This window comes from Roseomonas nitratireducens (assembly GCF_017813355.1).
Classification (GTDB): domain Bacteria; phylum Pseudomonadota; class Alphaproteobacteria; order Acetobacterales; family Acetobacteraceae; genus Neoroseomonas; species Neoroseomonas nitratireducens.
The window spans coordinates 41,234-60,713 of sequence record NZ_JAGIYZ010000001.1; the positions used below are offsets into that span (position 1 = coordinate 41,234).

Below are 19,480 nucleotides of genomic sequence, written 5' to 3' on the forward strand. Positions count from 1 at the left end.
CCTGGCCGCGGCGCCTGCTGGCGACGATGGCTGGGCTCGTGGGTCTGGCAGGTTCGGCGCTGGGGCAGACCGGGCCCTCGCCGCTGCTCGCCCCACCGAGCCTTCCCCCCGCCATGGCCGCACCCGGCGCGCTTCCCGGACTGTCGCCCGGCGCGACGGGAGAGGCGCTGCAAAGACTGCTCGATGCCGGCGCCACGCGCGGCCCGCCCGCCGGCCTGCCGCGCGGCGTCGCGCCAGCCGCGCCGCCGGCGCAACCCGCGCCCGTGACCCCCTACGCGGAGGAACCGCTCTCGGCCGCGGAATCCTTCTTCGCCGGGCGGCTCGACGGACCGCCGCTGCGCCAGTTCGGCTACGACACCTTCCGCAACGGCGCCGCCCCCGCGCCGGCCTTCGGCGCCCTGCCGGACGACTACGTCCTCGGCCCTGATGACGAGGTGGTGCTCGCCTTCCGCGGCCGCGCGCGGCAGACGCTGACCCTGCGCGTGGGCCGCGACGGGGCGCTGCTGCTGCCGGACCTGCCGCCGGTGCCGGCCGCCGGGCGCACGCTGGCGGCGCTGCGGGCGGATCTCGAGGCACGGGCGGCGCGCGACCTGTCGGGGTCGGAGGTCTTCGTCTCGATCGGCCAGGTCCGGCAGGTGAATGTGCTGGTGGCCGGCGAGGTGCTGCGGCCCGGCTTCCACGGGCTGAACGCGCTCGCCTCGGTGCTCGACGCGCTGTCGGCGGCCGGCGGCGTGCGCAAGACCGGCTCCCTGCGCGCGATCCGCGTCGAGGGGCCGCGCGGGCGGCGGACCATCGACCTCTACGCCGTCATCGCCGACGCGCCGGGCGATGCCGATCTCGCGCTGCGCGAAGGGGACCGCATCGTCGTCCCGCCCGTCGGCGGCACGGTGGCGGTGGCCGGGGACGTGGCGCGGCCGGCGATCTACGAATTGCCGCCGCGCGCCGCGGCCGCCCCGCTCGCCGAGATGCTGGCGCTCGCCGGCGGCACGCTGCGGGCCGGCGGCAACCGGCTGCTGGTGCAGCAGAACGATGCCGCCGGGCGGCGGTCCTTCGCCGAACTCGCGCCGGCTTCGACGCTGCGGCGCGGCGATGCGCTGCTGGTGCAGCCCGGCGCCGACGTGGCGGCGAACCTCGTGCGCCTGTCGGGACACGTCGCCGCGCCGCTGACGCGCGCCGCGGCGGGCGGGCCGCGCCGGCAGACCGTGCGCGGGCTGATCGGCGACCGAAGGCTGCTGCGCGACGATCCCTATGTGCGGCTCGGCGTGGTCTGGCGCGCCGATGCGCGCACGGGGCAGCGCGGCTATCTCGGCTTCGACCTTGGCCGCGCGCTGGAAGGGCGCGGGGATCTGCCGCTGCAGGATGGCGACGAGGTGGTGGTGCTGGCGCGCGCCGACGTCGCCTTCCTCGCCTCCCCCGCCGTGCAGCGTGCGCTGCGGGGGGAGGCGCCGGTGCCGCCGGCGCAGGGCCAGGCGCCCGCGCCGGATTGCCCGGCGCTGCTCGCGCTCGCCGTGGCCGCGCGTGCCTCCCCGCAGCGTTTCGCCCATGCGCGCGGCGCGGGCTTTCCCGATATCGGCGCGGCACCCTGCCCGCAGGCCTTTCTCGACCACCCCGACCTGCCCGTGTTCCTGATCGACCAAGCGGTGGTGCTGACCGGGGAAGCGCGGCGGCCGGGGCTGTTCCCGATCGTCGAGGATACCGGGCTCGACCAGGTGATCGCCGCCGCCGGCGGGCTGTCGGACGCGGCCGACCTGCGCGTGGTGGAATTCGCGCGCGAACCGCCGGAGCCTTCAGGCGCCATCCCGCTCGCGCGCACGCGGCTCGACCTGACCAGCCGCAACTTCGCGGCGATCCGCCTGTCGCCACGCGACACCGTGCGCATCCCGCGCGGCTTCGGCGACCGCGATACCGGGCCCGTGACGCTGGTGGGCGAGTTCCTCCGCCCCGGCACCTACGACATCCGGCGCGGGGAACGCCTGTCGGAAGTCATCGCGCGCGCCGGCGGGCTGACGCCGCAAGCCTATCCCTACGGCGCCGTCTTCACCCGCGACAGCGTGCGCCAGCGCCAACAGGAAGGCTTCCAGCGCACGGCGCGGGAGCTCGAGACCAGCCTGATCCAGGTCGCGGCGGGCCAGGCGGTCGCCGGCACGCGCGGATCGACCGTCGATCTCGGCTCGGCCATCACCGCCGGGCGCGAACTGGCCAATTCATTGCGCGAAGCCCGCGCCGCCGGGCGCATGGTGGTGGAGGCGAACCCCGTCATCCTCGCCGCGCGGCCCGAGCTCGACGTGCTGCTCGAGCCCGGCGACCTCGTCGCCATGCCGAAGCGGCCGAGCGAGATCACCGTCGTCGGCGCGGTGCTGAACCCGGGCTCGCTGCAATTCCGCACGGGATGGCGTGCGTCGGACTACGTGCGTGCCTCCGGCGGGGCGCAGCGCTTCGCCGACCCGCCGCGCGCCTTCATCGTGCTGCCGAACGGGCAATCCACCGCCGCGGGCCTGTCCGCGTGGCAGCAGGGCGGGCCACCCGTGCCGCCGGGCAGCCTCGTCGTCGTGCCACAGGATCCGAGCCCCTACGAAACCTGGGGCTTCGTGCGCGACCTGACGCAGGTGCTGGGCCAGGTATCGGTCTCCGCCGCCGCGCTGGCCGTGATCGCGCGCGAGGCGAACCGGTAGGGCGTGGACGGCGGTGGCGCGACGGGGAGGGCGCTGCCCTCCCCGCACCCCACCCGCCAAGGGCCGAAGGGCCCTTGGAACCCGATACATGGGCGGTTGGAGGGAGGGGCGCGAAGCGCGCCCGGGCGTCCGCGCGTCTTCAATGCCCCTCCCTCCAACCGCCCATCTCATGGTGTCCAGAGGCCTTTCGGCCTTTGGCGGGGGGTGCAGGGGGGCAGCGCCCCCCTGCTGCTGTCCGCCGCCCTCCTCGCCCTCCCGCTCCCCGCCCGTGCGCAGGACGGCACCGGATCGAACTGGGGCGGCGTCGGGTTGGTCGAGATGCGGAATGCGCGGTTTCGCCTGGATGGGATGGTGGAGGCGGGCGCGTCCTTCCGGCATCAGCGGCGCTTCTGGTTTGTCGGCTTCCAGGCGCTGCCCTGGCTCGAGACGACCTTCCGCGTCGCCGAACGGCTGAACGGCACGACGGGCGAAGGGATCGTCTCCGACCGCGCCTTCGACGTGAAGATCCGGCTGTGGGAGGAGAATGACTGGCGGCCCGCGCTCGCGGTGGGGATCCAGGACATCGCCGGTACCGGCCTGTATGGCGGCGAGTATGTCGTCGTCTCGAAGCGCTTCTGGGATGTGGACCTGACGGTCGGGCTCGGCTGGGGGCGGCTGGGCACGCGGGCGGACGGGAACAATCCCTTCCTCGACATCTCGCCCCGCTTCGGGGAGCGGACGCGCGATGTCGGCCAGGGCGGCACGCTGCGCATGGGCAGCTATTTCCGCGGCGAGGATGTCGCGCTGTTCGGCGGCATCGAGTGGAGCCTGCCGGGCTTCGAGACGCCGTTCGGCACCGTCGAGGGGCTGCGCGCGAAGATCGAGATCAGCGGCGATGCGCTGCGCGATGAACGCGGCGGCTATCCCGCGCGCACGACGAACCTGCGCGGCGAGGCGCGCTCGCGCGTGAATGCCGGGCTGCAGTGGTCGAGCGACTGGCTCGACCTTGGCGTGCACTGGGTGCACGGGACGGATCTGGTGCTGCGCGCATCGGTGCGGATGGACCCCGCCGATCCGCCGCGCGCGCCGCTGGCGCCGCCGCCCGCCATGCCGGGGCGTGGTGGGGCGGCATCGCCGGCCGAGCGTGTCTTCGCGGCGCTGGGGGAAGTCGGGCTGCGCGGGCTCTCCTTCGGTGTTGTCGGGGAGGAAGCGCGCATCGCCGTCGCTGGCGGGCCGTACCGCACCCTGGCGCATGTGGTCGGGCGCGTGGCGCGCGCGGTGCAGCCGCATCTGCCGCGCGGCGTGGATCGTCTGCTGATCGCTTGGCAGCGGGAAGGCGTGGAGATTGCGCGCGTGCTGATCCCGCGCGCGGCATTGGAAGCCGCCGCCCGTGGCCATGGCAGCGCGGAGGAGGTCTATGCCGCCGCGATCCTGATGGCGCCGGGGGAGGCGTTCGAGGACGTGGAGGCGGCGCGGGGCCCCTTCCTCGACTGGTCGCTGGAACCGCGGTTGCGGGTCGTGCTCGGCGATCCGTCGCGCACCTTGCGCTGGCAGGCGGCGCTGGTCGCCGGCGCGCGGCTCGGCTTCGGGCAGGGGCTGGCGCTGGGCGGCAGCGTGTCGCAGGTGGTGGTGCAGAACCTCGATGGCGCGGCGCCGTCCGATTCCGTGCTGCCGCGCGTGCGGTCGGACTATGCGCGCTATGCCGATGAGGGGCGCGACCTCGCCGTGCCGACGCTCTATGGCGAGCGCATCTGGACGCCTGCGCCGGATGTCTTCGCGCGCGTCACGGCCGGATATCTGGAGCCGATGTTCGCCGGCCTGTCCGGCGAGGTGCTGTGGCGGCCGCATGACCGCCCCTACGCGCTTGGCGTCGAGGTCGCGCATGTGGCGCAGCGGGATTTCGACCAGCGCTTCGGCCTGCGGGACTACCGCGTCACGACGGGGCATGTCTCGGTCTACGCCGACCTTCCCTGGTGGAACCTGACGGCGACGGTGCGTGGCGGGCGCTATCTGGCGGGCGACTGGGGCGGGACGCTGGAGGTCGCGCGGCGCTTCGACAGCGGCATCGAGGTCGGCGCCTTCGCGACGCTGACCGACGTGCCCTTCGCGCGCTTCGGCGAAGGATCCTTCGACAAGGGGCTGTTCATCCGCGTGCCGCTCGACCTGTTCGGCGCGCGCACGCGGTCCTCGGTCGGCACGGTGATCCGCCCGACGCAGCGCGATGGCGGGCAGCGACTCGCGGTGGACAATCCGCTGTGGGAGGTGACGCGCGACGGGCGGGCGGAGGCGCTGGCGCGCGGCGCCGCCTGGTTCACGCGATAGCAGTTAGACCGTCAGCAGCGGCCGGACGGCGTCTTCCTGCAACTGGTCGGCGGGGCCATCCAGCACGACCTCGCCGCGCACCATGACGGCGATGCGGTCGGCAAGTTCGCGGGCGAAGTCGTAGTACTGCTCGACCAGCACCACCGCCATGCCGCGGTCGCGCGACAGGTGCCGGATGACGCGGGCGATGTCCTTGATGACGGATGGCTGGATGCCTTCCGTCGGCTCGTCGAGGATCAGCAGCCGCGGTCGCGCGCAGAGCGCCCGGCCGATCGCCAGCTGCTGCTGCTGCCCGCCGGACAGGTCGCCGCCGCGCCGGCGCAGGAACTGTCGCAGGATGGGAAACAGGTCGAAGATCTCGCCCGGCACCTTAGACCCGCGCGGGGCGGCGGCAAGCGCGGTCTCGAGGTTCTCCTGCACCGTCAGGAAGGGGAAGATCTCCCGCCCCTGCGGCACGTAGCCGATGCCGGCGCGGGCGCGTTCGGCCGGCGGCAGGCGCGTCACGTCGCGCCCTTCCCAGGTGATGCTGCCGCCCTGCACGCGTTCAAGCCCGATGATGGCGCGCAGCAGGGACGACTTGCCCACGCCGTTGCGGCCGAGCACGGCGGTCACCTTGCCGGGTTCGGCGACCAGCGACACGCCGCGCAGGCAGCGGGAGGCGCCGTAGGAGAGGTCGATGGCGGCGACGTTCAGCATGCTTCAGCGCCCGAGATAGACCTCGACCACGCGCGGGTCGTTCTGCACATGGTCGATCGAGCCTTCCGACAGCACGCTGCCTTCGTGCAGGACGGTGACGCGGCAGCCCAGCGCGCGGACGAATTCCAGGTCGTGCTCGACGACGACCACGCTGTGCTTGCCGGCGATGCGGGCGAGCAGCGCCGCGGTGTGCTCGGTCTCGGCATCCGTCATGCCGGCGACGGGTTCGTCCACCAGCAGCAGTTCCGGGTCCTGCATCATCAGCATGCCGATCTCGAGCCACTGGCGCTGGCCGTGGGAGAGGATGCCGGCCGGGTCCTGGGCGCGGTCGGTCAGGCCGGTCTCGGTCATCACTTCCTCGACCCGCGTGCGGCCCTCGCCGGACAGGATCCAGCGCAGGCAGGCGATCGGGCCGCGCGGCGCCTTCAGGGCGAGTTCGAGGTTCTCGAACACCGTCAGCGCGTCGAACACCGTCGGCTTCTGGAACTTCCGGCCGATGCCGAGATTGGCGATCGCGGCTTCGTCCATCCGCGTCAGGTCCGAATCCCCGAAGGTGGCGATGCCTGCGGTGGGGCGCGTCTTGCCGGTGATGACGTCCATCATGGTCGTCTTGCCCGCGCCGTTGGGGCCGATGACGGCGCGCATCTCGCCCGGTTCCACGACCAGAGCGAGGTTGTTCAGCGCCCGGAACCCGTCGAAGACGACCGACACGCCGTCGAGATAGAGCCGCCGCCCCTTCACTTGCCGCGCCCCTGCAACAGGCCGATCAGCCCCTTCGGCAGGAACAGCGTGACCGCGACGAACAACCCGCCGAGCACGAACAGCCAAAGGTCGGGCGCGGCGCTGGTCAGCCAGGTCTTGAGTCCGTTGACCGAGAAGGCGCCGAGCACCGCGCCGACCAGCGTGCCGCGGCCGCCGACCGCGACCCAGACCACGGCCTCGATCGAGTTGCCCGGGCTGAACTCGCCGGGATTGATGATGCCGACCTGCGGCACGTAGAGCGCGCCGGCGAGCCCGGCCATCATGGCGGAGGCGACGAAGGCGAAAAGCTTGTGCCGCGTCACGTCGTAGCCGAGGAAGCGGACGCGGCTTTCCGCATCGCGGATCGCGGTCAGCACGCGGCCGTACTTGGTCGCGGTCATCCAGCGGCACAGCAGGTAGCAGACCACGAGCGAGACGAGGGAGGCATAGAACAGCGCCGCCCGCGCGGCGCCGGTGTTCAGCGGCATCCCCAGCAATTCCTTGAAGTCGGTGAAGCCGTTGTTGCCGCCGAAGCCCATGTCGTTGCGGAAGAAGGCGAGCATCAGCGCATAGGTCATGGCCTGCGTGATGATCGACAGATAGACGCCGGTGATGCGGCTGCGGAAGCACAGCCAGCCCAGCACCAGCGCGAGCACCCCCGGCACGAGCAGCACCATCAGCATGGCGAAGGCGACATTGTCGAAGCCGAGCCAGTACCAGGGCAGCTCGCGGTAGCCGAGGAACACCATGAAGTCCGGCAGCACCGGATGCCCATAGACGCCGCGCGGCCCGATCAGGCGCATCAGGTGCATCCCCATCGCATAGCCGCCGAGGGCGAAGAAGGCCCCGTGCCCGAGCGAGAGGATGCCGGCATAGCCCCAGGCGAGGTCGAGCGAGAGGGCGAGGATCGCGTAGCAGATCCACTTGCCCGAGACGGAGACGAGGAAGTCCGACACATGCAGCGCATGCGTCTCCGGCAACTGGTTCAGCACCGGGAAGGCGGCAAGCAGGCAGACCGCGCCGATCATGCCCGCCCGCAGGCCGAGCCGCAGGCGCGACGGCGGGGTATCGAGGGCGGTCGCGCTCATGCTTCCGCCGCCCGGCCCTTCTGCGGGAACAGCCCGCGCGGGCGCCGCTGGATGAAGACCATCACGGCCACCAGCACGAAGACCTTCGCCAGCACCGCGCCCGCCCAGGGTTCGAGCACCTTGTTGACCAGGCCGAGGCCGAAGGACGCGATCAGCGTGCCCGCCAGGCTTCCCACCCCGCCGAACACCACCACCAGGAAGCTGTCGATGATGTAGCCCGTGCCGAGATTGGGGGAGACGTTGTCGATCTGGCTCAGCGCCACGCCCGCGATGCCCGCGATGCCGGATCCGAAGGCGAAGGTCAGCGCGTCCACGCGCCCGGTGCGGATGCCCATGGCGGCCGCGATCGGGCGCCGCTGCGTCACCGCCCGCATCTCCAGCCCGAAGCGGGTGAAGCGGATGGCGGCGACGATCAGGAGGAAGAAGGCCAGGCTGAACAGCAGGATCCACAGGCGGTTGGCGGTGACGGGAATGTCGAAGGGCAGCATCAGCGTGCCCTGCATCCAGGGCGGGCTGGTGACCTCGCGGTTCTGCGCGCCGAAGGCGAGGCGCACCGCCTGCTGGATCATCATGCCGACGCCGAAGGTCAGCAGCAGCGTCTCCAGCGGCCGTCCGTAAAGGTGCCGGATCAGCCCGCGTTCCATCAGCAACCCGGCGAGCCCGGCGACGAGGAAGGCGGCCGGCACGGACAGCGGCAGCGCGAAGGGCGCGAGGCCTGGGATGTCGCGCAGCGCCTGCTGTACGAGGAAGGTGGTGTAGGCGCCGAGCATGACGAATTCGCCATGCGCCATGTTGATCACGCCCATCACGCCGAAGGTCACGGCGAGGCCCAGCGCCGCGAGCAGCAGCACGGAGCCGAGCGACAGCCCCTGGAAGAAGGTCTCCGCCGCGCGACGGACGGCGAGCCGGCGGTCGATCGCCGCGACCGCGGCCTCGATCTCGGCCAGCAGTTCGGCATTCTGGGCGCGGGCCTCGAGCAGGATCGCGCGCGCCTCGGGCGAGGAGGACGCGCCGAGCGTCGCGATCCCCGCGCGCTTCTGCGCCGGGTCGGTCGCGACGATCCGCGAGGCGGCGAGCGCGAGTTCCATCCGTTCGCGGATGCGCGGCTGCGTCTCCCGCGCCAGGGCGGCGTCGAGCAGCGGGACGTTCTCCGCCGAGCGGCTGCGGAACACGGCTTCGGCCGCCGCCAGCCGTTCCGCCGCGTCGGGCGAGACCAGTTGCAGCTTGCCGAGCGCGCCGCGGAGCGCCACGCGAACGCGGTTGTTGATGCGCACCGTCTCGGCGCCGGCGGCGTCGGCGGGCGCGCCAGTCGCGGCCTCGATCCCGCCGGAATCGGTGCGGATGACGAGCGTGCCGTCGGCGCGGCGCAGCAGGCGTCCATCGGACAGCGCGCGCATCGGCGCGATGGCGCGCGGGTCGCCGAGCGAGCCGAGCCGGTCGGCCGCTTCGGCCTGCGCGCCGAAGCCGCCGCCGAGCCCGGCCAGCGCGTCGAGGAAGGCGTCCTGTGCCCGCGCCGGCAAGGCCAGCGCGACCATCAGGACAAGGGCGAGCAGTCGTGCCATGTCAGTCGGCGGCGGGGCGGCGCGGGGCCGCCCCGGTCGCGTCACCCGCGACGCCGGTTGGCGTTCTCGGGGATGAAGGGGGACCAGTTCTCGGCCACGATCGGGCCGGACGTCTTCCAGACCGTGTTGAACTGCCCGTCCGCCTGGACCTCGCCGATCATGACCGGCTTGGACAGGTGGTGGTTGCGGTGCATCTCCAGCGTGAAGCCGGACGGCGCATCCACCTTCTGGCCGTACATCGCCGTGCGCACGGCATCGACGCCCGTGGTCCCGGCCTGCGCCACCGCCTGCGCCCACATCTTGAAGCCGACATAGGTCGCTTCCATGGGGTCGTTGGTGACGCGGCGCGGGTTGTTGATGTAGGCGCGCCAGAGGTTCAGGAACTCGGTGTTCGCCGGCGACTGCACCGACATGAAGTAGTTCCAGGCGGCCAGGTGGCCGACCAGCGGGCGGGTGTCGATGCCCGCGAGCTCCTCCTCGCCGACCGAGAAGGCGACCGAGGGGATGTCCTCGGCCTTGATGCCCTGGTTGCCGAGTTCCCGGTAGAAGGGAACGTTCGCGTCGCCGTTGATGGTGGAGACGATGGCGGTCTTCTTGCCCTCGCCCGCGAAGCGCTTCACCCGCGCGACGATGCCCTGCCAGTCGCTGTGGCCGAAGGGGGTGTATTCCTCGAGGATGTCGGCATCGGGGATGCCCTTCGAGTTCAGGAAGGCGCGCAGGATGCGGTTGGTCGTGCGCGGATAGACGTAGTCGGTGCCGAGCAGCGCGATGCGCCGGGCGCCGCCGCCATCGGCCGACATCAGGTATTCCACCGCCGGGATCGCCTGCTGGTTCGGCGCGGCGCCGGTGTAGAAGATGTTCCGGCTCTCCTCCTCGCCCTCATACTGGACAGGGTAGAAGAGCATGCCGTTCAGCTCCTCGAACACCGGCAGGACCGACTTGCGGGACACCGAGGTCCAGCAGCCGAAGGTCACGTCCACGCGGTGCACCTGGAGCAGCTCGCGCGCCTTCTCGGCGAACAGCGGCCAGTTGGAGGCGGGGTCGACCACCACCGCCTCGACCCGCCGGCCGAGCAGGCCGCCGCGGCCGTTGATCCAGTTCACCATCATCAGCACGGTGTCGCGCAGCGCCGTCTCGCTGATCGCCATGGTGCCGGACAGCGAGTGCAGAACGCCGACCTTGATCGGCGCGCCCTGGCCGAAGGCCGGGCTGATCGCCGGGGCGGCGAGCGTGGCGCCGAAGCCCATCAGCGCGGCGCGGCGCGAGATCCTTGTCACGTCGGTCATGGGGCTTCGCCCTCCTCCTGCTGCGCAGGCCGCTTCCGCGCGCCACCGGAAATCGGTGCGCCGCGTCCTGCACGGTGGATGGGCAAAGCGAACCGCGTGCCATGCGCGAACCGCGGGCAAGGCGGGACAAGCTGGCCGGAATGCCTGCCGGCGCGGCAGAATTGGCGCGCCGGCGGGTCGTTCTGCGTGTCGAATGGGCACATGACGGCCGGGTCATGGCCCCGACAGGGTCACTTCACCGAGGAAAAGCCCGTCGGCTGCAGGATGGCGTTGGTCACCTGCGCGACGATGGCGCCGTCCTTCTCGGTTTCGGCCCGCGCCTTCAGCCATTCGGGGTCGGCGGCGAAGGCGTTCCACTTCGCCTCCCGCTCCGCGAGCGATTCCCAGGCCAGCAGGTAGTGCAGGTCCTGGTTCGATTCGCCAATCAGCGTCGTCCAGAAGCCTGCCTGGCGGATGCCGTGCTTCGCCCAGAGCTTCAGCGTGATGGTCTCGAACCGGTTGAGCAGCGCGGGCAGGCGGCCCGGCACGCAGCGATAGATGCGCAATTCGTGGATCATGTCTCGTCTCCTCCCGCCCGCTTGGCGGCGCGGGCAGCATGCGCGGCGCGGCGCCGCGCGCAAGGCCGCGCCCTGGACGGGCGCGCGCCATCGCCGTCTACTGCCCGGCGATGAGGAAACGACCATGACCCAAGATGTGCTCGCGGCGCTGGCGCCGCGCGGCGTGCTGCGCGCCGGGATCAACCTCGGCAACTTCCTGCTGGTGAACGGCCGTGGCCCGAATGGGGACCCCGAAGGCGTCGCCCCCGGCATGGCGCGCGCCATCGCCGACCGGCTCGGCGTGCCCGTCCGCTACGTCCCGTATCCGAGGCCGGGCGACGTGGCCGATGCCGTCGGCACGGATGCGTGGGATATCGCGCTGATCGGCGCCGAGCCGCAGCGCGCCGAGCACATCGCCTTCACCGCCGCCTATGCCGAGATCGAATCGACCTACATGGTCCCGCCCGGCTCCCCCATCGCCACGATCGACCAGGTGGACCGGCCCGGCGTGCGCATCGCCGTCACCGCGCGCGCCGCCTACGACCTCTGGCTCGAGCGCAACGTCCGCCATGCGACGCTGGTGCGGGCCGAAGGACTCGACGGCGCCGCGAGGCTGTTCGTCGAGCAGGGGCTGGAGGCGCTGGCCGGCCTGCGCCCGCGGCTGATCGCCGATGCCGCCGCCATGCCGGGCACGCGCATCCTGGACGGCCAGTTCACCGCCGTGCAGCAGGCGGTCGGCATGGCGCGCGGCCACGCCGCCGCCGCCCGCTTCCTGGCCGACTTCGTCGAGGAGGCTAAGGCCAGCGGCCTGGTGGCGGGCCTGATCGCGCGCCACGGCGTCCAGGGCCTGAGCGTCGCCGGCCCGGCGGAGCGCGCCGCATGATCGAGACCACCGAGGACATCCCGACCCGCGACGGCGCGATGGAGACCTTCGTCGTCCGCCCCGATCGCGGCCTGCATCCGGCCGTGCTGATGCTGATGGACGCGCCCGGCATCCGGGAGGAACTGCACGACATGGCGCGCCGGCTCGCCACCGCCGGCTACTGCGTGCTGCTGCCCAACCTGTATTACCGCGCGGGGCGCGACACGAAGTTCGGCCCCGGCGTGCTGACGGAAGGCGACCCGGACCGTGCCCGCATGCGCGCCATCCGCACCCGCATGACGATCCCGCCGGCGATGGAGGATGTGGGCGCCATGCTCGCCTTCCTCGATCGCGCGGGGATCGCGGCGCAAGGCCCCGTCGGCGTGCATGGCTACTGCATGAGCGGCCCCTACGCGCTCGCCGCCGCCGTGCGCTATCCGGGACGCATCGCCGCCGCGGCCTCCATCTACGGCACCTGGCTGGTCAGCGAGGCGGAGGAAAGCCCGCATGCGACGCTCGGCCGCGGCCGCGCCGAATTGTACATCTGCTGCGCCGAGCATGACGACCTGGCACCCCTGCCGATGGTGGCGGAACTGCGCGCGCTGTTCGATGCCTCGGGCGCGCAGGGCGAGCTCGAGATCCATCCCGGCGTCCATCACGGCTTCGCCTTCCCCGGACGCTGGTGCTACGACAAGCCGGCGGCGGAGCGGCATTGGGAGAGGCTGATCGCGCTCTATCGCCGGCGGCTCTGAGCGCGTGGCGCCGATGCCGCCCATGCCCTGGGCGCTGCTCGCCGCGGGCTGCTTCGCGATGTTCGCGGCTTCCTCCTCCGGCACCACGCGCGCGCCCTTCCTGCTCGACATGGCGCGCGACCTCGCCTCCTCCCTGCCCATGGTGGCGAACCTGATGGCGGCGACCTCCATCTCCTGGGGCGTGTCCTCCATCCTCGCCGGGGCGGGATCGGACCGGTGGGGGCGGCGGCCCTTCCTCGTGCTCGGGCCGCCGGGGCTCGCGCTCTGCCTCGTCGGCGTCGCCATGGCGGAGGGATACTGGGCGGTCGCGCTCTGGGTCACGCTGGGCGGCTTCTGCGCCGGCGGCTTCACCGGGGTGATCATGGCGGAAGCCTCCGCGCGCACGGTGGATCGCCAACGCGGGCGGGCGCTCGGCTGGATCATGGCGGGGCAGTCGGTGACCCTGCTGGTCGGCGTGCCGATGGCGGCCTGGATCGGCGCGCATGTCGGCTGGCGCGGCGTGCATGTGGCGACGGCGGGGCTCGCGCTGCTGGCCGGGCTGTTCCTGTTCCTCGCGACGCTGCGCCCGGCCGGCGATGGCGGCGGCGGGGGCGGCGCACGGCCGAGCCTCGCGGGTGCGATGTCCGGCCCCGTGCTGCGCCTGCTGTCGATGGGTGTGGCGGAGCGCGTCTGCTACGGGCTGACGGCGGTCTACTACGCGACCTTCCTGCAGGCGACGCACGGGCTGTCGGCCGCGGGCGTCGCGCTGCCGCTGCTGGTCTTCGCCTTCGGCCACATCCTCGGCACGGTGATCGGCGGGCAGGTGGCGGACCGGCTGCCGAACCGGCGGCGGACCTTCGGCGTCACGCTGATCCTGTCCGCCCTGGCGGCGCTGCTGCTGTTCGGCTGGACGCCGTCCCTGGCCGTGACGGTCGCGGCGGGGTTCCTCTATGCGCTGGTGATCGCGGTGGCGCGGCCCTGCCTGATGGCGGCGCTGGCCGAGGTGCCCGACGATGTCCGCGGCACCGTGCTCGGCATGAACGTCACCTCGGCGAGCGTCGGATGGCTCGCCGCGGCGGCGCTGGGCGGCGCGGTGGTGGGGTCCTTCGGCTTCGCGGGCTTCGGGCCCTTCGCGGCGGGCTTCGCGCTGCTCGGCGCAGCGCTCGCGCTGCGGCGCTGATTCAGGCGGCTTGCGTCGCTTCCCGCGCGATGACCGCGGCCAGCATGCGGCGCATCAGCACGCCGGGGCGGTCGGAAGGCATGTTGAACTCGATGCCCGATTGGTCGAGCGGCACGTCCGGGTCGGTGCTTTCCAGGATGTCGCGATCCTCGTTCGTCACGATGCGGTCGAAGGCGATCACGTCTTCCGCCTTCGCATCGGCTTCGGTGTCGTTGCGGAAGACGAACTGCACGACCTGGCTGTTGGCATCGTCGATCGGCGTCGCGCAGGTGACGATGCTGTGGGACAGGCCGTTGGGGTAGCGGATGCGCAGCTTGCGCAGGAAGGGCATGTACCAGCGCCCGCGCATCGAACGGACGGTCTCGTCATTGTCCATCCGCAGCACCTTCTTCTGGATCTCCGGGTTGCGCACCGGCACCTCGGTGATCATCAGGAACCCGTCCGGATGCTCCTCGATCTCGAGCTTCGCCGGCTCCGGATGACCCTGGTCGCCGAAGGAGGCGCGATGGACGAAGGAGAAATGCGCGTTGTCGAAGGAATTCTCCATCAGGCGCAGCCCTGCGCAGGCCCAGGGTTCGTAGAATTCGTCGATGCGGCGGAAGCCTTCCGCCTCCTCCTCGAATTCCGGGATCGGAAAGAGCGGGTCCTCCAGCGCGACCCAGATGTAGCCGTAGCGTGCCGCCGCGCGATAGGCGGGCGTGCCCATGCGGATCGCGCCCTGGCGTTCGGGCGGGCGCTGCGGGATGCGCAGCACCGTGCCGTCGCGGCCGAACTCCCAGCCATGATAGCCGCAGGCGAGCCGCCCTTCCGTGTAGAAGCCCTTCGAGAGCTTCGCCGTGCGGTGGCAGCAGCGGTCATCCATCGCCGCCGGCGCGCCGTCCCCATCGACCCACAGCACCAGGTCGCGGCCGAGCAGGCGGAAGGGCTTCGGCCCCTCGGCCAGCATCGCCATGGGCATGACGGGATACCAGAAGCGGGTCAGCAGCGGCGTGGCGGTGGCAAGCATGGGCGGGCTCCGGTCCTGTCGCGTGGCGCAGCAAATCGCGGGCCGTGCCGCAGCCGGGCATTCGGGGCCGGACTGCCTGCCGCTGCGGCAGGGCTCGATCCCTGCCCGCACAGAAAGCGGGCAGTCGCGCAGGCGCCCCGCGGGTCTGCGGCTGGTCCGCCGCTTGCACACCCGCGACGACCCGGTCCGGGAACGTCCGGACCTGTGCCGGAGACCCGCCATGGATCGTCGCCTTGCGCTGAAGACCCTTGCCGCCACGGCCGCCGGCCTCGCCGCGCCCGCCGTGCAGGCGCAGACGCTGCTGCCGGTCCGCTTCTCCCTGGACTGGGCGCTGCAGGGCCCCCAGGCGGCCTTCCTGCTGGCGCTCGAACGCGGGTACTTCCGCCGTGAAGGGCTGGCGGTGACGATGGACCGGGGCTTCGGGTCGGGCGACGTGCCGGTGAAGATCGCGGGCGGCGCCTACGATGTCGGCGTCGCCGACCTCAATCCCACCATCCGCATGAAGCTCGAGCGGCCCGAGGTCGACCTCTTCACGCCCTTCATCGTCTACGACGCGACGGCGGCCGCGGTGATGACGCTGCGGCGGGAGAACATCGCGCGCCCGGCCGACCTGATGGACAAGACCGTCGCCGCGCCTGAATCCGATGCCGGCCGCCAGCTCTTTCCAGCCTTCGCCAAGGCGACGGGCATCGACGCCTCCCGCATCCGCTGGCAGACCGTCACGCCGCAGCTGCGGGAGACGATGCTCGCCCAGGGGCGCGTCAACGCCATCACGGGCTTCATCACCTCGGGCGTCTTCTCGCTGCGCGGCCTGGGCGTGCGGGCGGAGGACATCGTGACGATGCGCTTCAGCGATGTCGGGGCGGACTTCTATTCCACCGCGCTCATCACCTCCCGCCGCTGGGCGGAGGCGAATCCCGCCGCCGTCACCGGCCTGATCCGCGGCCTGGTGCGCGCGCAATACGACAGCCTGGCCGATCCCGCCGTGGCCATCGCCGCGCTGCGCGCGCGGGAGCCGTTGACCGACGTGCCGCTCGAGACCGAGCGGCTGCGCATGGCGTTGAACGAGCTGACCTTCACGTCGCATGTCCGCGCCAACGGCTTCGGCCGGATCGACACCACGCGGCTGCAGCGCGGCATCGACATGGTGCGGGAAGCCTTCGCGATCTCCCGCGCGATGCCCTGGGGCGAGGTGTATGATCCGCGCTACCTTCCGCCCGCCACCGACATGAGGCTCGCCTGACGCATGCCGCTTCCCACGCGCTACTGGCAGGATCTGCCCTGGCCGGCCTTCCGAACGTTGCCGGCGAACACGGTCGCCGTCCTTCCGGTGGCGAGCATCGAGCAGCACGGGCCGCATCTGCCCGTATCGGTCGACACCACGATCAACCAGGGCGTGGTGGGGCGGACGCTGAAGGTCATCCCCGACGACCTGCCCGTGCTGGTGCTGCCGACGCAGAGCGTCGCGCTTTCGGTCGAGCACCTGCGCTACCCCGGCACCCTGACCACCAGCGCGGAGACGCTGCTCGCGCTGGTCTGCGACATCGGCGCCTCGGTCGCGCGCGCGGGGGTGAAGCGGCTGGTCTTCGTCAACAGCCATGGCGGCAATGTCTCCTGCCTCGACATCGCGGCGCGGCGGCTGCGGATCGAGCAGGGGCTCTTCGCCGTGAACGCCATGTGGGCGCGGATGGGCAAGCCCGAGGCGCTGCGCGACCCGGTCGAATCGCGCTTCGGCATCCACGCCGGGCGGGACGAGACATCGGTGATGCTCGCGCTGACGCCGCACCTGGTGCACATGGACAAGGCGCGCAACTTCGTCAGCCGCTGGCAGGGCGTGTCGAACGCCACACCCGCCATGGCACCGGACGCCGGCGCGCCGCTCGCCTGGCAGGCGCAGGACCTGCACCCGGCGGGTGCCGTGGGCGATGCCTCCGCCGCAACGGTCGAGATCGGGGAGATGCTGCTGGATCACGCCGCGCAGAAGATGGCCGCGCTCTGGGCGCAGGTCGCGGCGATGGATGTGGAGGCCTTCCTGTCGAACGCGCCCGACCCCGATGCCTGACATCGCCGCCTTCGCGGCCGCGCTCGACGGCGTCGAGCAATCGGCCGACCCCGCCCTGCTGCGGCAGAAGAGCCGCGACTTCTACTGGTACAGCCCGATCCTGAAGGCGCAGCTGGACGGCAAGCGCGCCGATCTGTGGCTGCGCCCGAAGACGGAGGCGGAGGTGCTGCGCATCCTCGCCGCGGCACGCGCGCAGGGTGTGCCGGTGACGGTGCGCGGGGGTGCCACGGGCAATTACGGGCAATGCGTGCCGCTGGCCGGCGGAGCGGTGCTCGACACCACGGCGATGACGGCGCCGATCGCACTCGAGGACGGGGTGCTGCAAGCCGAGGCCGGGGCGCGGATGATCGACCTCGACCTGTGGGCACGCGAGCGGGGCTGGGAATTGCGGCTCTGGCCCTCCACCAAGCGCACCGCGACGATCGCCGGCTTCGTCGCCGGCGGCGGTGCGGGGGTGGGCGGCATCGTGCATGGCACGATGCGCGAGCGCGGCAACCTCAACGGCGTGCGCGTCGCGACGATGCAGGACCCGCCCGCGCTGCTCGACCTGTCGGGCGACGAGGCCGCGCCGGTCAACCGCACCTATGGCACGACGGGCGTCATCACCCGCGTGCGCATTCCGCTGGCGCCGGCGCAGGCCTGGCGCGACATGGCGGTGACCTTCCCGGACTTCCCCGCGGCCGCGCGCTGCGCCCTCGCGCTGGCCTTCGCCGACGGCATTCCGAAGAAAATGGCGGCGGTCTTCGACGACCGGCTGCCGCCCTTCTTCCGTGGGCTGGGCGATGCGGTGCCGGCGGGGCACGCGCTGCTGCTTGCCATGATCGCGCCCGCGGGCCTCGTCGCCTTCCGCGACCTTGTGCGGGAACATGGCGGCACGATCGTCGCGGACCAGGACACGGTGGCGGCCGAGCGCGACCCGGACGCCACGCCTTTCTACGAGTATTGCTGGAACCATACGACGCTGCAGGTGCTCAAGCGCGACCGCGGCGTCACCTACCTGCAATGCCGCTTCCCCTTCGAGGACACGCTGCGCGCCGTCGAGGCGGTGCGGGAAAAATTCCGAGAGGAGGTGTGGATGCACACCGAATGCGTCCGCTTCGGCGGCCGCACCACCATGACCGCGCTGCCCGTCATCCGCTGGACGGACGAGGCGCGGCTCAACGCGATCATGGCGGGGTTCGAGGCCGAAGGCATCGGCATCGCCAACCCGCATGTCTTCACCATCGAAGGCGGCTCGGGCTATCGCCGCGTGCCGGGCGACCAACTCGGCTTCAAGCGCCGCGTCGATCCGCTCGGCCTGTTCAACCCCGGCAAGATGGCGAGTTTCGACGCCCCGGAGACCGACGCCGCATGATTCCTGAGTTGATCGCCGCCCTGCCGGGCGTCGCGTTCATCACCGACGCCGCGCTGGTGCGCCAGCGCAGCCGCGACTTCTTCTGGTACTCGCCCGTGCTGAAGCGCCAGTTGAACGGCGTGACGGCGGATGCGGTGGCGCTGCCGAAGGACGAGGCGGAGGTGATCCGCATCCTCGCGGAATGCCATGCGCGACGCATCCCGGTGACGCCCCGCGGCGCGGGCACCGGCAACTACGGCCAGGCCATGCCGCTCAAGGGTGGGATCGTCCTCGACCTGTCGGCCATGGATCGCGTGCTCTGGGCGAAGCCCGGCCTGCTGCGCGCTCAGGCGGGGGCGAAGCTGATCGCGATCGATGAGCAGGTGCGGCGCGAGGTCGGCGGCGAGCTGCGCTTCCATCCGTCCACCAAGCGCACGGCGACGATCGGCGGGTTCATCGCCGGCGGGTCGGCCGGCGCGGGCTCCTGCATGTGGGGATCGCTGCGGGAGCCGGGGAACATCCTCGGCCTGCGCGTGGTGACGATGGAGGCCGAGCCCCGCGTGCTGGAACTGCGCGGCGCGGAGATCGACAAGGCCAACCACGCCTACGGCACCAACGGCGTGATCACGGAGGTCGAGGTGCCGCTCGCCCCGGCCCATGAGTGGGTGGATGTGATGCTCGGCTTCCCGACGCTGATGGACGCGGCGCGCTTCGCCGATGCGCTGACGCGCGCGGACGGCATCGTGAAGAAGCTCGCCTGCGTCGTCGCCGCGCCCGTGCCGCAGCAATACTTCAAGGCCTTCGACGGCGTGATCCCGGCAGGGATGCATGTGGTGCTGGCGATGGTCGCCGCGCCCTTCCTCGAGGCGCTGCCGCCCTATGTCGAGCGCCACAGCGGCCGCGAGCTGTACCGCTGCCCGACCGAGCAGGCCGCCGTGCCGCTCTACGAGCATTCCTGGAACCACACGACGCTGCAGGCGCTGAAGCTCGACCGGACCATCACCTACCTGCAGACCCTGTTCCCGCCGCCGGGCCATCTCGCGTTGGTCGAGAAGATGGCGGCGATGTTCGGCGACGAGGTGCCGATGCACCTTGAATTCGTCCGCTTCGGCGGCGAGGTGACCTGCTTCGGCCTGCAACTCGTGCGCTACACCACTGAGGAGCGGCTGGCCGAGATCATCCGCCTGCATGAGGAGAATGGCTGCCCGATCTTCAACCCGCACGCCTTCACGCTGGAGGAGGGCGGGATGAAGCGCGTCGATGCGCGGCAACTGGCATTCAAGAAGGAGGCCGATCCGCTCGGCCTGCTGAATCCGGGCAAGATGCTGGCCTGGGACAATCCGTCCTGGTCGCCGGAGGCGCCGCGCAGCCACTACATGTTCGGCGACCCGGACGCGCCGGAGGTGGAGGAAGCGCTCGAATAG

Annotated in this window: 16 protein-coding genes; 9 read left to right on the forward strand and 7 right to left on the reverse strand. The window is 71.9% G+C overall.

Annotation, left to right across the window (positions count from 1 at the left end; all coding sequences use genetic code 11):
* Positions 1–26: 26 nt before the first annotated feature.
* Positions 27–2,672, forward strand: coding sequence for an SLBB domain-containing protein (locus J5Y09_RS00200; RefSeq protein WP_245216710.1), 2,646 nt, complete (start codon positions 27–29; stop codon positions 2,670–2,672).
* 204 nt (positions 2,673–2,876) lie between these two features.
* Positions 2,877–4,973 carry a YjbH domain-containing protein gene (locus J5Y09_RS00205; protein WP_342451366.1) on the forward strand — a complete coding sequence of 699 codons (2,097 nt, stop codon included), beginning with the start codon at positions 2,877–2,879 and terminating at the stop codon, positions 4,971–4,973.
* Between the two features lie 3 nt (positions 4,974–4,976).
* Here the strand turns inward: J5Y09_RS00205 and urtE are convergent, their stop codons facing one another.
* The 6 genes from urtE to J5Y09_RS00235 form a co-directional block, all read right to left on the reverse strand.
* The gene (gene urtE / locus J5Y09_RS00210) at positions 4,977–5,669 is read right to left on the reverse strand and encodes an urea ABC transporter ATP-binding subunit UrtE (protein ID WP_209349704.1); all 693 of its coding nucleotides are present in this window, start codon (positions 5,667–5,669) and stop codon (positions 4,977–4,979) included.
* 3 nt (positions 5,670–5,672) lie between these two features.
* Entirely contained in the window at positions 5,673–6,410 is a 738-nt protein-coding gene (gene urtD, locus J5Y09_RS00215) for an urea ABC transporter ATP-binding protein UrtD (RefSeq protein ID WP_209349705.1), read from the reverse strand.
* Positions 6,407–7,498 carry an urea ABC transporter permease subunit UrtC gene (urtC, locus tag J5Y09_RS00220; protein ID WP_209349706.1) on the reverse strand — a complete coding sequence of 364 codons (1,092 nt, stop codon included), beginning with the start codon at positions 7,496–7,498 and terminating at the stop codon, positions 6,407–6,409. Before urtC ends, urtD begins: the two co-directional genes overlap by 4 nt.
* Complete coding sequence (gene urtB / locus J5Y09_RS00225) at positions 7,495–9,060, reverse strand: urea ABC transporter permease subunit UrtB (RefSeq protein ID WP_209349707.1); 1,566 nt, start codon at positions 9,058–9,060, stop codon at positions 7,495–7,497. Before urtB ends, urtC begins: the two co-directional genes overlap by 4 nt.
* Positions 9,061–9,101: 41 nt before the next feature.
* A complete protein-coding gene (urtA, locus tag J5Y09_RS00230) occupies positions 9,102–10,346 on the reverse strand; it encodes an urea ABC transporter substrate-binding protein (protein WP_209349708.1) in 1,245 nt (414 codons plus the stop codon).
* A 230-nt stretch (positions 10,347–10,576) separates the two neighbouring features.
* Positions 10,577–10,903, reverse strand: a complete 327-nt coding sequence (locus tag J5Y09_RS00235) for an NIPSNAP family protein (protein WP_209349709.1) — start codon at positions 10,901–10,903, stop codon at positions 10,577–10,579.
* Positions 10,904–11,027: 124 nt separating this feature from the next.
* Here J5Y09_RS00235 and J5Y09_RS00240 point away from each other — a divergent pair, with 124 nt between their 5' ends.
* From J5Y09_RS00240 to J5Y09_RS00250, 3 genes are read left to right on the forward strand one after another with little or no spacing between them, the layout of a single operon-like run.
* Entirely contained in the window at positions 11,028–11,765 is a 738-nt protein-coding gene (locus J5Y09_RS00240; RefSeq protein ID WP_209349710.1) for a transporter substrate-binding domain-containing protein, read from the forward strand.
* Positions 11,762–12,496: a dienelactone hydrolase family protein gene (locus J5Y09_RS00245; protein ID WP_209349711.1), complete on the forward strand. Its 735-nt coding sequence runs from the start codon at positions 11,762–11,764 to the stop codon at positions 12,494–12,496. The genes J5Y09_RS00240 and J5Y09_RS00245 overlap by 4 nt, the downstream gene beginning before the upstream one ends.
* A 22-nt stretch (positions 12,497–12,518) precedes the next feature.
* Entirely contained in the window at positions 12,519–13,655 is a 1,137-nt protein-coding gene (locus J5Y09_RS00250) for an MFS transporter (protein ID WP_209349712.1), read from the forward strand.
* Between the two features lies 1 nt (position 13,656).
* Here J5Y09_RS00250 and J5Y09_RS00255 read toward each other — a convergent pair whose 3' ends face one another.
* Entirely contained in the window at positions 13,657–14,661 is a 1,005-nt protein-coding gene (locus tag J5Y09_RS00255) for an aromatic ring-hydroxylating oxygenase subunit alpha (RefSeq protein ID WP_209349713.1), read from the reverse strand.
* Between the two features lie 220 nt (positions 14,662–14,881).
* On the opposite strand from J5Y09_RS00255, the gene J5Y09_RS00260 reads away from it, so the two are divergent.
* From J5Y09_RS00260 to J5Y09_RS00275, 4 genes are read left to right on the forward strand one after another with little or no spacing between them, the layout of a single operon-like run.
* Positions 14,882–15,904, forward strand: coding sequence for an ABC transporter substrate-binding protein (locus J5Y09_RS00260; RefSeq protein WP_209349714.1), 1,023 nt, complete (start codon positions 14,882–14,884; stop codon positions 15,902–15,904).
* A gap of 3 nt (positions 15,905–15,907) precedes the next feature.
* On the forward strand, positions 15,908–16,723 hold the full coding sequence (locus J5Y09_RS00265; RefSeq protein ID WP_209349715.1) for a creatininase family protein: 816 nt from the start codon (positions 15,908–15,910) through the stop codon (positions 16,721–16,723).
* Positions 16,716–18,077 carry an FAD-binding oxidoreductase gene (locus J5Y09_RS00270; protein WP_209349716.1) on the forward strand — a complete coding sequence of 454 codons (1,362 nt, stop codon included), beginning with the start codon at positions 16,716–16,718 and terminating at the stop codon, positions 18,075–18,077. Before J5Y09_RS00265 ends, J5Y09_RS00270 begins: the two co-directional genes overlap by 8 nt.
* Positions 18,074–19,480, forward strand: a complete 1,407-nt coding sequence (locus J5Y09_RS00275; RefSeq protein WP_209349717.1) for an FAD-binding oxidoreductase — start codon at positions 18,074–18,076, stop codon at positions 19,478–19,480. The genes J5Y09_RS00270 and J5Y09_RS00275 overlap by 4 nt, the downstream gene beginning before the upstream one ends.